The 13,884-nt window shown below is 74.0% G+C and carries 12 protein-coding genes and 1 pseudogene; 5 read left to right on the top strand and 8 right to left on the bottom strand.

Annotation, left to right across the window (positions count from 1 at the left end; genetic code table 11):
- Nucleotides 1–11: 11 nt before the first annotated feature.
- Complete coding sequence (locus OG946_RS18585; RefSeq protein ID WP_326797181.1) at nt 12–689, bottom strand: GntR family transcriptional regulator; 678 nt, start codon at nt 687–689, stop codon at nt 12–14.
- A gap of 59 nt (nt 690–748) precedes the next feature.
- Here OG946_RS18585 and OG946_RS18580 point away from each other — a divergent pair, with 59 nt between their 5' ends.
- From OG946_RS18580 to OG946_RS18570, 3 genes are all read left to right on the top strand, one after another.
- Complete coding sequence (locus OG946_RS18580; RefSeq protein ID WP_326797180.1) at nt 749–1,507, top strand: HpcH/HpaI aldolase family protein; 759 nt, start codon at nt 749–751, stop codon at nt 1,505–1,507.
- Between the two features lie 49 nt (nt 1,508–1,556).
- The gene (locus tag OG946_RS18575; protein WP_326797179.1) at nt 1,557–2,348 is read left to right on the top strand and encodes a carbon-nitrogen hydrolase family protein; all 792 of its coding nucleotides are present in this window, start codon (nt 1,557–1,559) and stop codon (nt 2,346–2,348) included.
- 326 nt (nt 2,349–2,674) lie between these two features.
- Nucleotides 2,675–3,865 (top strand): acyl-CoA dehydrogenase family protein, encoded by a 1,191-nt coding sequence (locus OG946_RS18570; RefSeq protein WP_326797178.1) that lies wholly within the window; start codon nt 2,675–2,677, stop codon nt 3,863–3,865.
- Nucleotides 3,866–3,928: 63 nt separating this feature from the next.
- Here OG946_RS18570 and OG946_RS18565 read toward each other — a convergent pair whose 3' ends face one another.
- The 6 genes from OG946_RS18565 to OG946_RS18540 form a co-directional block, all read right to left on the bottom strand.
- Complete coding sequence (locus OG946_RS18565) at nt 3,929–4,546, bottom strand: GAF domain-containing protein (protein ID WP_326797177.1); 618 nt, start codon at nt 4,544–4,546, stop codon at nt 3,929–3,931.
- Nucleotides 4,543–5,220 (bottom strand): GTP-binding protein, encoded by a 678-nt coding sequence (locus OG946_RS18560; protein WP_326797176.1) that lies wholly within the window; start codon nt 5,218–5,220, stop codon nt 4,543–4,545. Before OG946_RS18560 ends, OG946_RS18565 begins: the two co-directional genes overlap by 4 nt.
- Complete coding sequence (locus tag OG946_RS18555) at nt 5,198–5,566, bottom strand: DUF742 domain-containing protein (RefSeq protein ID WP_101423309.1); 369 nt, start codon at nt 5,564–5,566, stop codon at nt 5,198–5,200. The genes OG946_RS18560 and OG946_RS18555 overlap by 23 nt, the downstream gene beginning before the upstream one ends.
- Before the next feature lies 1 nt (nt 5,567).
- On the bottom strand, nt 5,568–5,972 hold the full coding sequence (locus tag OG946_RS18550; RefSeq protein WP_047016928.1) for a roadblock/LC7 domain-containing protein: 405 nt from the start codon (nt 5,970–5,972) through the stop codon (nt 5,568–5,570).
- A complete protein-coding gene (locus OG946_RS18545; protein ID WP_326797175.1) occupies nt 5,969–8,038 on the bottom strand; it encodes a sensor histidine kinase in 2,070 nt (689 codons plus the stop codon). Before OG946_RS18545 ends, OG946_RS18550 begins: the two co-directional genes overlap by 4 nt.
- Nucleotides 8,039–8,277: 239 nt before the next feature.
- A complete protein-coding gene (locus tag OG946_RS18540; protein ID WP_326797174.1) occupies nt 8,278–10,029 on the bottom strand; it encodes a hypothetical protein in 1,752 nt (583 codons plus the stop codon).
- Nucleotides 10,030–10,237: 208 nt separating this feature from the next.
- Here OG946_RS18540 and OG946_RS18535 point away from each other — a divergent pair.
- Both OG946_RS18535 and OG946_RS18530 read left to right on the top strand, forming a co-directional pair.
- A pseudogene (locus tag OG946_RS18535) lies at nt 10,238–10,465 on the top strand (helix-turn-helix domain-containing protein); the annotation flags it as partial.
- A gap of 669 nt (nt 10,466–11,134) precedes the next feature.
- Nucleotides 11,135–12,505 carry a tetratricopeptide repeat protein gene (locus OG946_RS18530; RefSeq protein ID WP_326800303.1) on the top strand — a complete coding sequence of 457 codons (1,371 nt, stop codon included), beginning with the start codon at nt 11,135–11,137 and terminating at the stop codon, nt 12,503–12,505.
- 35 nt (nt 12,506–12,540) lie between these two features.
- On the opposite strand, the gene OG946_RS18525 is transcribed toward OG946_RS18530, so the two are convergent.
- Entirely contained in the window at nt 12,541–13,746 is a 1,206-nt protein-coding gene (locus OG946_RS18525; RefSeq protein WP_326797173.1) for an NAD(P)/FAD-dependent oxidoreductase, read from the bottom strand.
- Between the last annotated feature and the right edge of the window lie 138 nt (nt 13,747–13,884).

The raw sequence follows: 13,884 nt of genomic DNA, 5'->3' as shown, positions 1-13,884 counted from the left end.
GCCGCCGCCGGTCAGTTCAGGTGCGCGACCACCGTCTGGTCGGGGTTCAGGTGGGTGCGGATCGTCCGGGCGGCGGTCTCGAACTCGTACCCGCCGAGGGAGTCGAGCAGCGCGTGGTGCTCGCGCATGATGAGCGGCAGCCGCTCGGGGCGGATCGTTATCGCCGAGACCCCGATGCGCTGGTGCCGCGGCTGGAGGCTGCGGAACAGGTCGGTCAGCACGGTGTTGCCGGTGGCCCGGACGAAGCCGAAGTGGAACTGGAAGTCGAGCTTGCCGTGCTCGGCGATCGCCTCGCGGTCGCCGGCGCGGCAGCGCGCCAGCAGCTCCGTGTCCCCCATCTGCGCGAGCAGTTCGGCCTGCCGGGCGGGGATCTCCAGCCGCTTGTCGCACAGGGTGCGGAAGCCGTGTATCTCCAGCACCTGGCGCATCTCGTACGTCTCGATCATCTCGGCCACGGTGACGCGCCGGACCTGCGCGCCGCGCCGCGGCAGCAGGTCGAGGAACCCCTCGGCGGCCAGCCGGTGCAGCGCCTCGCGCACCGGCGTCCGCGACACCCCCGCGGCCTCGGAAAGGACCTTCTCCTCCAGGAACGAACCCTCGGGGTAGCGCCCCAGCAGGATCGCCTCCTTGACCCACTCGTACGCCCGCGCCCGCGCCGTCACCGCACGGCCGTCCTCGTCGACTGACACGCTCCCCGCCCTCTCTGGCTCATATGTATACGCAGTGTATACCTACTTGAAGGAGGCTCATGCCCCCGCGCACGACCGACCGCCGGCGCGAATACGCCGCCTGGCTGTCCGACCCGAGTTTCGCCACCGCCGAGATCGTGGCGGCCACCGGGTACGGCGCCGTGGTGCTCGACATCGAGCACGGCGCCTTCGACCTCGCCGACCTGGAGCGGTTCATCCCGTTCCTGCGCCGGCTCGACCTCGACGTGCTCGCCAAGGTGCTCGGCCCCGAACGCGGCCCGATCCAGCAGGCGCTGGACTTCGGCGCCACCGCCGTCGTCGTGCCGCACGTGGAGAACGCGGCGCACGCCGCCGAGGTCTGCTCGTACGGCAAGTTCCCGCCGCTGGGGGACCGCAGCTTCGCGGGCGGCAGGACCGCGGGCTACGGCGGGTTCGACGACGACTGGATCGCCAGGCAGGACCGCGAGACCCGGGTCTACCCGATGATCGAGGACGCCGGGGCCATCGAGGAGATCGGGAAGATCCTCGACCTGCCGGTGGTCGACGGGGTGTTCGTCGGGCCCAGCGACCTGTCGATGCGCCGCGCGCGCGGCGCGTACACCCGGAGCGAGGCGGACTTCGCGGACCTCGCCGCCATCGCGGACGCCGCCCGGGCGGCCGGCAAGCCGTGGGTGCTGCCGGCCTGGTCGGCGGCGGAGAAGGCGTTCGCGCTCGCGCACGGCGCCGACCAACTGGTGCTGACCATGCAGCACGGCGCGCTGCTGGCCGGCTTCGGCGCCGCGGTCACCGAGACCGACGCACTGGCAGGACGCGCCTGACCCGGCGCCGCCGGACCGTACCGCTCCACCACACGAAAGGCACCACCTCATGCTCGCCACCGTCGCCCAGTTCGCCGCCACGACCGACAAGGCCGCCAACCTCGACGCCGCCTCAGGACTCGTCGCGACCGCCGCCGCGCGCGGCTCCGACCTCGTCGTCCTCCCCGAGAACTCGATGTACGCCAACCCCGACCCGCAGGCCGAGACGGCGAGCCAGGCCGAGGCGATCGACGGTCCGTTCGCCACCGCGATCGGCGCGCTGGCCAAGGAGCACGGCATCGCGATCGTCGCCGGGATGACGGAGGCCGCGACCGGCGGCGGCAAGCCCAGCAACACCGTCCTGGCCGTGGACCGGGGCGGCGAGCAGTTCGGCGTCTACCGCAAGGTGCACCTCTACGACGCCTTCGGCTACCGCGAGTCCGACCGCATCCAGCCGCAGCCCGCCAAGGCACTGACGTTCACCCTCGACGGCCTCACCGTCGGCGTCATGACCTGCTACGACCTCCGCTTCCCCGAGATGGCCCGGTTCCTGGTCGACGCCGGCGCCGAGGCGATCGTCGTCCCCGCCGCCTGGGTCACAGGGCCCGTCAAGGAGGACCACTGGACCACGCTGCTGCGGGCCCGCGCGATCGAGAACACCGTCTACGTCCTCGGCTGCGGCCAGACGGGGCCCGTCTCGTGCGGGCAGAGCGCCATCGTCGACCCCATGGGGCAGATCGCCGCCTCCGCCGGCGAGGCGCCCGGGGTGGCGTCCGCGGTCCTGGACGCGGCGCGGGTCGCCGAGGTGCGGGTGAAGAACCCGAGCCTGGCCAACCGCCGCTTCTCCGTGTCCTTCGGCTGACGCCTCCCGCGCAACCGCGTCCCTTTTTCGCCCCTTTGAGGACGGCCCCCCGGCCGGCCGGTCGCCGCCGGCCGGCCGGGGGCCGTTACGGGGGCGTTCGGCCGCGGCGGACCGTCGAGCAAAAGGGACCGTAGCGCCCATACGAGGCGGGTGCGGAACGCGACCGTACGCACACGGGGAGGTGAACGACCCGGAAGCGAGCGTTTGTGGGTGCTGCGGCGATGGCGATAAATCTTCACCGTGGGTGGAGGCCCTACCCGGCCTCTGTCACCACAGGCCCACGCCGACCTGCTCACCCCACCTGTACGCGAGAAGGCGAGACTCAGATGGACGGTTACTTCCTCACGGAGCGTCATATACGTCTCAGGGAGGAGGTCCGCGCCTACGCGGAGCGCGAGGTCCGCCCCCGTATCGCAGGGATGGAGGAGTCGCGGAGCGTGCAGTTCGAGCTGTCCCGCGACATCGCCCGGCAGGGCTGGCTCGGCGTCACCGTCGAGGCCGAGTACGGCGGGATGGATCTGGGGCACCTCGCCAAAACGATCGTGATCGAAGAGCTTTCGCGCGTGAGCGCCGCCATGGGCGCGATGGTGCAGGCGTCGCAGCTCGGTGTCGCCAAGATCGTGCACTTCGGCAGCGCCGTCCAGAAGAAGACCTGGCTGCCGCTGATATCCGCCGGCGTCTGCATGCCGACCATAGCCGTCACGGAACCCACCTCCGGCAGCCATGTGCTGGGGATGTCGGCGAGCGCGGAGCGCATCGGGGACGAGTACATCGTCAACGGCCGCAAGGTGTTCGTCGGCAACAGCCACGTCGGTGATCTTCACGGCGTCGTCGTGCGCACCGGACCGGGCTCCAAGGGCCTCTCGGCGCTGCTGGTGGAGGCCGACCGCCCCGGCTGCACGCTGGGCCCGCACCGGCCCTCCATGGGCCTGCACGGCTTCAGCTTCGGCGAGGTGATCTTCGACAACTGCCGGGTGCCGGTGTCGAACCTGCTGGGCCGGGAGGGCGACGGACTCTCGGTCGCGTACTCCTCCAGCATCCTGTACGGCAGGCCCAACCTCACCGCCGTCGCCCTGGGCATCCACCAGGCGCTCGTGTCGGAAACGACCGCCTTCGCCGCGCGGCAGATCCGCTACGGCAGGCCGCTGGCCGAACTGGGCACCGTCAAGCAGCGGCTGGGGGAGATGCAGTCGCGGCTGATGACGGCCCGGCTGACCGCGTACCACGCGACACATCTGCTGGACCGCGGGCTGCCGTGCGACGCCGAGCTGCAGAACGCCAAGCTGGTCAACGTCGAGTCCGCGCTCGACTCGGCCCGTACGGCGATGGAGGTGCACGGCGCCTGCGGGCTCTACCCGGAGATGTCCGTGGAGCGGTATCTGCGCGACGCGTACCACGTGTCACCGCCGGCGGGCACCTCCGACGTGCAGCGGCTGCGGCTGGCGGAGGTGGCGCTCGGCGCGGACCACGAGCCGTGGTCGACGCGCCTCGCGCCGCACTCCGTCCAGCCGGTCTGAGGAGCGGAGCGACAGGGGGCGCCGGGCCCCGAAAGGCCCCTGCGGCTTCGCCGCGGGGGCCTTTCAGCTTGCGGCCCGGCCCCGGCTGCGCTCTTCGAGGATCTCCATCAGCGAACGGGCCTGGGTCTTGATGAACTCCAGGCCCTCCTGGGCCTGCCGGCCCCACGGGCGCGGCTCGGTGTCCACCACGCACACGGTGCCGAGCGTCACGTCGGTCACCGGGTCGATGAGCGGCGCGCCCATGTAGGTGCGGATGCCGATCTGGTCGACCACCGGGTTGCCCGCGAAGCGGGGGTACGCGCACACGTCGGGCAGCACGAGCGCGGTGCGCCGGCCGACGACGTGCGGGCAGTAGCCGTGGTCGCGGTCCATGACCCGGCTGACCTCCGGCTTGCCCGGCTGCTCGGCGAGGCTGGGGTCGGCCCATTCGGCGGGCGGCGCGTACAGGCCGGTGAAGTACTGGTGGTCGGTGATGAGGTTGACCATCGCGTACGGGGTCCCGCCCAGTTGCGCCAGCGACGCGGCGCCCTCGGCGAGCCGGGCGGCGAAGGCGTCGAACTCCGGGTCGGGGCTGTCGCCCAGGCCGAGTTCGTGCAGCCGCTGCTTGCGCCGCTCCAGCTCCTGGTCCTGCTCCCCGTCGGTCATCAGGTGGCGGGCGGTGTGGTAGTCGAAGGTCGTCATGCGGGGCTCCTCGGTGGGGAGGTGGGCACGGGCTGTGCGGACTCGGACGCGGACACGGCCCCGGTCGCGGGCTCCGGTTCCGCCGGGGCCCCGGCCCTGGCCGCCACGGACCGCGCGTGCGCGTGCTCGACCAGCCTGATCAGCAGGCTGCGCGCCGAGCTGGTGGCGCGGGCGTCACAGCACATCACCGGGGTGTCGCTGCGCAGATGGAGCGCGGCCTTCACCTCTTCCGGGGTGTAGTGGTAGGCGTCGTCGAACTCGTTGATGCCCACCACGAACGGCAGGCCGCGCCGCTCGAAGTACTCGACGGCCGCGAAGCAGTCCGCGAGCCGCCGGGTGTCGGCGAGGACGACGGCGCCGATGGCGCCGCTCGCGAGGTGGTCCCACATGAACCAGAACCGCTTCTGGCCCGGCGTGCCGAACAGCAGCAGCATCATGTGGTGGGCGGTCAGGGTGATGCGGCCGAAGTCCATCGCGACGGTGGTGGCGTCCTTCTCCGGCACCCCGTCCAGGCTGTCGTGGTCGACGCTCGCGGCGGTCAGGGTCTCCTCGGTCGTCAGCGGCGGGATCTCGCTCACCGCACCGACCATCGTGGTCTTCCCGACCCCGAACCCGCCGGCTATCACGATCTTCAGCGGGACGAAGGAGTCGTCAGAGATTGCGTAGTCCGACAAGGACCTTCTCCAGTAGGTATGGGTCGGTGGGGTCTGGCGGGCCCGCGGGCGCCGTCAGGATGAGCGCGCAGGTGTCGAGCAGGTCGCACAGCAGGATCTTGGTCACCGCCACCGGCAGCCCGAGCCGGCCGGCCACCTCCGCCACCGAGCGCGGGCCCGCCCGGCACTCCCGCAGCGTCTCGTCGTGCTCCGGCGTCAGCGGCACCCGGGGCAGCGTCCTGGCGGCCATGACCAGCGTCTCCAGTGCCAGCCTGCGGGTAGGCGTGGTCCGCCCGCCGGTGACCGCGTACGGGCGTAACCGCGGGGCTCCGTCCTCCACCCAGGGGGCGTCGTCGTACGACGTCATGTCACCGGACGGAGCCCGGAGCCGCGGCGGCGGCGGTCCGTGCGGGCGAGGTGAGGTGGGTCGGGACGCGCTTGACCAACTGGCCCATCTCGTAGCCGATCACGCCCAGGTCCGCGTCCGGCTCGGCGAGCACCGCCAGGACGGCGCCGGGGCCCGCGGCCATCACGCACAGCACGACGTCCTCGTGCTCCACGAGCACCTGGCGCACGCCGCGCACGGTGTCGGTGCCGATGCCGGCGCCGAGCGAGAAGAGCCCGGTGGCCACCGCGGCGAGCCGGTCGGCGGCGGCGGTGTCGAGGTCGTGCGCGTGCATCCGCACGCCGTCGGTCGAGGCGACGACGGCGCTGCGGGCGCTGGCGACCTGCTGGACGAAGTTGGCCAGAAGCCAGTCGAGGCTTTCGCTCACGAAGACGGGCCTTCCGTGGATCGGTGCTGGTGCTGGTGCTGGGGGGTGGGTCCGGCCGGTTCTTCGGCGTAGCCGGCGGCGCGCTGGTCGCCGTCCTCCGCGGCCCGGGAGCCGGCGGTGAAGCTGGCCATGAGGCCGGTGTTCAGGGGGGAGGAGGGGGCCGCCGCGCCGCCGGGTGCGGCGCCGGGGATGCCGGGTTCGCGGCGCAGCTCGGGCACCAGGTGGCTGCCGGAGCGCTCGGGCAGCGGGGGGCGCTGCCCGGGAGCCGGGGCCGGCGACGCGGGGGGCGGGGCGGCGTGGCGGGGGGTGTAGCCGGCCGCGGGGCCGGCGGTGTGCGGGGTGGCGTCGGGGTGGCCGGCGGCGGGCAATGGGGGTTCCCCCGCCAGTGAGGGCGTAGCCGGTGGGGGAGGGTGCGCGGGGGTGCGCTCGTGGGCGGCGGTGTTCTCGTACGGGGTGGTGCTCTCGTACTCCGTGCCGTCGTACGCGGGGGTGCTGTCGTAGGCGCCGAGGATGTCGTGGCTGCCGGTGATCTCCTGGGCCCTCGTGATCTGGTGGCTACCGGTGGTCTCGGGGACACCGGGGATCCGGTGCCCGCCCGTGGCCTCGTGCGCGGCGGTGCTCGGGGTCGCGCCGTTGATCTCGGCGGCGCCCGGCTGCCGCTGCCGCGCCACGCCGTTGGCGGAACGGGAGGGCAGCGACGCGGGGGCGGCGCTCCCGACGGTGGCCGGGCGGCGCTCGGCGGCGTCGGCGGCGAGGGCCGCGGGCTGTGGTGCGGCGGCCGCGGCGGGCTGCGGCTGCGGTGCGGCGGCCGCGGCGGCGGGCTTGCTCTTCTCCTCCGGGTCCATCAGCAGCGCGTTGGGCAGCAGCACGGTGGCGCGGCAGCCGCCGTAGACGTTGCGCTGGAGCTGGACGGGGATCCGGTGCCGGCGCGCGAGGTGCGCGACGACGAGGAGGCCGATGCGGCCGTCCTTGATCTGCTCGTCCACGACCTGCGGCGTGGCCCGGCTCAGCAGGGTGTTCATCCGGTCCTGCGTGTCGGACTGCAGCCCGAGGCCGCGGTCGTCGATCTCCACGACCAGACCGGCCGCGGCCGGCTCGACGCGCAGCTCGACCTTGGTCTCCGGCGGGGAGAACCCGGCGGCGTTCTCGACGAGTTCGGCGATCAGGTGGATGACGTCGGGGGCGACGGCACCCTCCAGCACGCCGGTCATCGGCGGCACCAGCTTGACGCGCCCGTAGTCCTCGACCTCGGAGACCGCCGAGCGCAGCACGGCGTTCACCGGCATCGGCCGGCTGATACGGCGCGGCACCGCGCCGCCGAGGATCGCCAGGCTCTCCACCTGGCGGCGGAGCCTGGTGACGAGGTGGTCGAGCTGGAAGAGGCCGTGCAGCAGGTCCGGGTCCTCGACCTGCTTCTCCAGCGCGTCCAGTTCGTCCAGGGAGCGGATGACGAGGTTCTGCAGCCGGCGGGCGAGGTTGACGAAGACCTCGATGCGGCCGCGCGACGAGACGTCCACGACGGCCTTGAGCGCGGCGTGCACAGTGGCGTGCACCAGGCGTTCCACCGTCTCGGGGCTGACGTCGGCCGCGGCGCGGGCAGTGGGGGTGCCCCCGCCAGCAGGGGCGTAGCCGGCGGGGGAGGGGGAGGACAGCGACAGCGCGTCGGGCTCGGGGCGTTCGCCGCGCTGCGCCTGGTCGACCAGGCGCAGCAGCTCGCCCTGCGCGGCCTCCAGGAGCGCGGTCAGCTCCAGGTTGCGTTCCGCGCGGGCGTCTTCCTCGGCGTCGAGCGCGTCGGCGAGCGCGCCGATGCGGAGTATCGCCAGGACCGTGATGCCCACCACGGCCAGCACTCCGGCACCGATGATCATGCGGGTCTCGGCGCTCGTCGACCCGCCTATGAGCGCGCCGTACGTCGTGGCGCCGCCCACCAGCAGCGCGGCGGTCACCGGCAGCAGCGTGACCCGCCAGAGCCGGGCACGCAGGGCGCGGCCCGCGCGGCGCCGCCGGGAGGGGAACCGGCCCTGGCGGGGGCCGTCGTTCCCGGCGGGAGCGGGGTGGTCGGACATGGGCTTCCTCGCTGGGTGGGCCGTACGAGGCCAGCATCTGGCTGCGCTGTCGTACGGCGTCGTGCGGCGTTTCTTCCGGCCGTCTGCCGGGCAGTGCGCGCGCGGCGCACACACATCGGATGGTCACCGTGGCCTCAACGGCACCGTGAGCCACACCTACATTGCTCAGCAACCGGTGTCGTTGCCACCGCTCCCCGGGGTCGTTTGGGGGTCGCTTCCCGGGGGTTCGAACGTCTGCGTTATCTTCGCCCGCCGCGGTGCCGGTCGGGCCGGAACTGCGTTCGGTTTCCACCGGTCACGGCCCCGGCGAAGACGCCGAGATCGCCGTCGGCGGCCTCCCGCCCGGCCGGGTCGCCTGCCCCCAGCTCACCGACGTAGCTCAGCACGTCGTCCAGCTCCGCCAGGCCGATCAGCCGGCTGCGCGGCCGGAGCATCCCGGCGCTGCCGTAGCGCCCCAGCTCCGCGCACCGGTCGGTCAGCCAGGCCCAGTCGAGGTCCAGGTGGTCCGCCAGCCGGCGCAACCGCTCCGCCGGCGTGGCGCCGTCGGTGACGCTGTGCGTCCGCGCGTGCCGTACGGCGTCGGCGTACGCGCGCAGCCGCGCCCAGTGGCTGGTGGTGTCGACCTGCCAGATCCCGTCCGTACGCAGCCAGTTGGCGATGATCGCCCGCTCGCCCGGCACCAGCGCGAACCCGTCCACCTGCGCGTACTCCGGCTCCGTGACCACCCACGTGGTCAGCCCGTGCCGCTCCAGCAGCGCCAGCGTCAGGAACAGCAGCGTGCGCTCGTAGCGCTCGCTGGTCTTGACCGCGTTGTGCGGCAGGCAGAAGGCGTACCCGTACGGGCGGTCGGGGTCCGCGAGCACGTCACGCAGCGCGCGCAGATACGTGTGCTTGTGCCGGAAGAACAGCCAGGCGGCGGCCTCTTCGCCGAACTGCTCGCGCGCCCAGAACACCGGCGGCTCGCCGGAGTCGGCGCGCAGCTCGCGCAGGATGTGCCGGTCGCAGACGTACGAGCCGAGCCACGCGGTGCCGACGTCGGACAGCTCCGGCATCGCCGAGCGGGCCACGGCGGACCGCTCGCGGGTCAGGAAGTCGTCCAGCCCGCTGCGCTCCGCCTCCAGCACGGCGTCGTCGGCGAGGAGGCCGTCGTCGAGGTTGAGCACGGCCCACAGGACCGCGTACGTCAGGTCGTCGAGCCGGTACGCGCGCGGGATCGGCAGCACGTCCACCGGGTCGGCGGCGACGGGCTGCCGGGCGCGTACGGCGTCGAGCACGAACAGCCCCTCGCCGCGCCGCGCACCGAGCGCGGCGAGCAGGAGCGCGCGGCGCGCGGGGCGGATGAAGTCGCGCAGGTGCGGGTGGTCGTCGGGCCCGATGACGACGCTGTCCGTACCGGCCTCGGCCTCGTACAACTGCACGGCCACGGACGTCCCGTCGAAGACGCGGTGGCCGTCGAGCTGCCAGACCCCGCCGCCGCCGGGGGCCGGCGCGGTGGGCGAGAGGAAGGACGTGGACCAGGTGACGTCGAGCGCGCGGGCGGTGGCGAGGGAGGCGTCGTCGGGCAGGCGGGGCGTGGTGAACGTGCGCGTGGGCGCCGGGCCGAGGAGTGCGTCGACGTCGATGCCGAGCATGTGCTCCAGGACGGTGCCGGCGTTGCCGCGCGGGATCTGCTCCCCGGCGAGCCACCGCTTGAAGGTGGTGCTGGAGATGGTGAGCCGGGCGAGCCGCGGGTCGCCGTACTCGGCGGCGGCCTTGCGGGCGGCGTGCGTGTAATGGACTTCGAACGTCGAGAATCTCGCCCAGCCGCGCTTGGCCAGCTCGACCCGCAGCAGCGTCGGCGGCGGCGGCGGTACGGGGCCGGATTCCGGCTCCCGCGGGGCGACTTGGGTGTCTGCTCTGTCCCCTCGTGCATCGCCCGAGGAGGGGCCCGAGGAGTCGTCGTCCGCGGGCTGCGGGGTGTGGCCGTCGGCGGGTGGTCCCGTCGTGGTCATGTAAGCGCTACCTCGATCTGCCGGCTCAGACCGGAACTTTGCGCTCCGTAGCCTGCCGTCTGGCATGTGCCGTTCGTAAGTTCCGGGGGTGTGCAGAGCGTTCACCGCCGATGACGCGCATTAAATCGGGTGATCTTCCAGGTCGTTCGAGGGTCGTCCGAGGCAGAGCGCCCTGCGGGCGGCGCCGGACGGGCAATAATGCGCGTCCATGACGCGAGGCAGGCCCACGACTCGGTTGACATTGACGGACCGGGAACTCCACTTCCTCGAACACCTGGTCGCACACAGCGCCACCCCGGCGGCGAGTCGGCTGCACTGCCGGATCGTGCTGGCGTGCGCGGCGGGGGAGTCGAACGGCGAAGTGGCGGCCCGCTTCGGCATCACCCCGGCGACGGTGTGCCGCTGGCGCAACCGGTTCGCGCGGGAGCGCCTGGGAGCGGTCCGGGGCGCGGCGGACGCCGCGAGGCGGGAGCCGGGCGTATCGGGGGTACGGGAACGGCGGGGCGGGACTACTCGGGAGTCGGGGGTGCGGGACGGGGCCGGGCGGGAAGCTGGCGTGCAGAACCGGAATGGATCCCGGCGGGAGGCAAACGGCCCGGCGGACGGCAGGCACGCGAGGGCTGCGGAAGGCGGGCACGAGGGCGGCGGTTACGCGAAGGCCGAGCGCGCGGGCGGCGGTCCTGCGGACGGCGGGCACGCGGGGGGTGGTGCTGCGGGCCGCCGCCCTGTGGGCGGCGGGCAGCCGGGCGCCGATCCCGGGGGGACCGGGCACGCGGTCGGGCGGGCCCTGTTCCGGCGGTTCGGCGCCCCGGCGGCGTCCGGGGCCGGACCAAGGTCCGGGTCCGGGTCCGGGTCCGGGTCCGGGTCCGGGTCGACGACCAGACCCGGGGCAGGATCCGCGAACGAGCCCGGGTCCGGGGCCGGTTCCCCCTCCGGGACCGGGTCCGGAGCCGCGACCGTATCCGGGTCCACCACCGGAACCCGGCCCACCACCGCATCCCCGTCCACCACCGCATCCCGGCCCCGGGCCAGGGCTTCGGGCGGCCGGGGGCCCGGCATAGGCGGCGGCACCGGCGCACACCCCGGTGCCGCCGCAGGCGAGAACGTGAACATCCGGCTGACCGCGCTCATGCGGGAGTCCGGGCTCACCCCCACCTCCCTCGCCGGCCAGGTACGGGAGCTGGGCCGGCGCCGCGGGCTCGAACTCCGCTGCACGCACACCTACGTCAAGCGCTGGCTCCGTGGCAGCTTCGGCTCCTCCGTGCCGCCCGAGCTGATCGCCGCCGTGTTCTCCCGAAGGCTCGGCCGCGACATCACCCCCCGCGACATCGCCGCCCCCTCCCCCACCGGCTACGCCCTCAGCGGCAGGGGTGCCCCCATCGGCCGCCGCCTCCCGCCCGACGACCTCGGCCTGCGCGGTCCGTCGACGCCGCTCGACGCCGTCCGCACCGCCGCCCAGCTCTGGGACGCCGACCCGCGCTACGCCCTGCCGCCGGTCTCCGCCACCGACCTGCGGGACTCCGTCCGCCGCTGGCGCCGAGCCACGCCGCCCGCGCCGCCGCAGCGCGCCGTGGGCTCGTACCGCGTCGGACAGCCGGACATCGCGAAGATCCACGCGCTGACCGAGCACCTGGCGATGCTCGACAACCGCTACGGCGGCGGCGCCGCCCGGTCGATCGCGATGACCCACCTCCGTACCGACGTACTGCCGATGCTCGAAGGCAGCTACACGGGCACGGTCGGCCGCAACCTGTTCCGCGCCGCCTCCCTCGTCACCCACCACACCGCGCACCTGCTGTACGACACCGGCAGGCACGGCGCCGCCCGGCGCTATCTGCGGCTCGCGCTCGACATGGCGTACCACGGCCACGACCGCGCGTTCGCCGCCAAGATCCTCGGCACCCTCGCCCACCAGGCGGTCCACCTCGGCGACTACCGCGAGGCCGTCGAACTCTCCGAAGCCGGCCTCGCCGAGCCCGGCCTGACCCCCGCAGGACGCGCCGTGCTGCACGCGATGGCCGCGCGCGCGCACGCCCGGCTGCGCGACTCGCGCGCGACCGCCATCTCCCTCTCCCACGCCGAGAGTTCGCTGTCCGCCGGCACGCCCGCCCAGGAGCCGGTCTGGCTGCGCTACTTCAGCGGCGCGGAGCTGCACGACGAGATCGCGCACTGCCTCGTCGACCTGCGGCAGGCGCGCGCCGCCCGGCCGCACGCGGAGCACGGGATCGCGGCGCGCACGGACCGGTACGCGCGCAGCATCGCGTTCACACGCGTCGTGCTGGCCACGGCGTGGCTCCAGCAGCGGGAGGTCGAGCGCGCCTGCCAGGTGGCGACGGGCGCGCTGCGGGCGACGGAGGACATCCAGTCGGAGCGGATACGGGGCTATCTCGCCGGGTTCCGGGAGCGGCTGCGGCCGTTCCGGAACGTACCGGCGGCGCGGGACTTCTCGTACAAGGCGGCGCGGATGCTGCGCTGACGGAGCGTCATGGAGGGGGGCGGCGCTTCGGTGCGCTAGGGGCGCACGAACCGGGCGGGCCGGTACGGCGCAAGCTCCGGCGCGTCCCGGCCGGTCAGCAACTCCCGTGCCACCAGCTCCCCCAGCCGCAGGGACAGGGTCATACCGCTGTGCGTCACGACGGTGTAGAGCCCTTCGGCCTCGGCGTGCGGGCCGACGATGGAGTTGTCGTCCGGCGGCAGCGGGCGGGTACAGACCCGGGCGTCGGCGAGCCGGGCGGTGCCGGCGAGGCCGGGCAGCATGTCCCGGGCGCGGGCGTGGAGTTCGCGGGCGAGCGCGGTGACGCGCTCGGCGGGCGTGTGCTGGTCCACCTCGTCGTTGAGGTCCAGCGCCTCCAGGTAGACGCGCCCGCCCGCGAGCGGGCGGGCGTGCAGACGCGGGCTGAGCACCATGCGGGTCAGCGGCGGTCCCGCGGCGGCGTCCGGCCGGAGGTGGGCCAGCAGCGTCGGTGCCTCGGACCCCGGCGCGTCGCCGGGCACGAGCGGCACGTACGCGCCGGCCAGCGCCGCGACCGCCGGGGTACGCCACCCGGCGCAGCACACCGCGACGTCCGCCGGCACCGTCTCGCCCCCGGCGCAGCGCACGCCGCGTACCCGGCCGCCGGCGGTGTCGATGGCCACGACGCGGGCGGCCTCGCCGGTACGGACGTGGACGCCGCGGGCACGGGCGGCGGCGAGGAGGTGGGCGACGAAGGGCCGCGGGTCGACGGCGGCCTCGTCGGGGAAGTACGCGACCTGGGCGGCGTCTTCGATACGTAACGCCGGCTCCAGCTCCCGGGCGCGGGGCACGGGGATCCACTCCGCGGCGTACCCCCAGTCGCGCAGCCGGGCGACGGTCCGGCGGAGCTGGTCGAGCCCGGCCCCGCCGAAGGCCCACCGCAGGGCACCGCCGGGGCGGTACCAGCCGGGGCCGCGGGCGGCGGCGCCGCCTCCCCCGTCCGCGTACGCGGCGGGTCCTGTGGCCCGTACGAGGGCGGCGTGGGCGCGCATGCCCGAGACCGCCAACTCGTGGTAGTGCCGAGGGGTCTTGGAGTGGGCGTTGATCCAGGCCATGGAGCCGGCCGTGGTCCCGGCCCCCGGTTCGCCGCCGTCGAGCAGCCACACCTGCACGGCGCTGTCCGCCCGCTCTCCCCCGCTCCGCTGTCCCCCGCTGCCGAGTTGCGCCGCCAGCGCCGTACCGATCACGCCTGCACCGATCACCACAATGCGCACGATGGATTCGCCCCCGTTTCGCTCGTGCACGCGGTCGCTACCAGGCTGCCATCGAGCGGGCCGCGGCGAGGGAATGGAAGATGACGTGTCCGGATATCACCCGTGGCGGGAGGGAAAGCAAGATTCGTG

This window comes from Streptomyces sp. NBC_01808, from assembly GCF_035917395.1.
In the GTDB taxonomy this organism is placed as follows: domain Bacteria; phylum Actinomycetota; class Actinomycetes; order Streptomycetales; family Streptomycetaceae; genus Streptomyces.
This window is presented reverse-complemented; position numbering and strand designations above follow the sequence as displayed.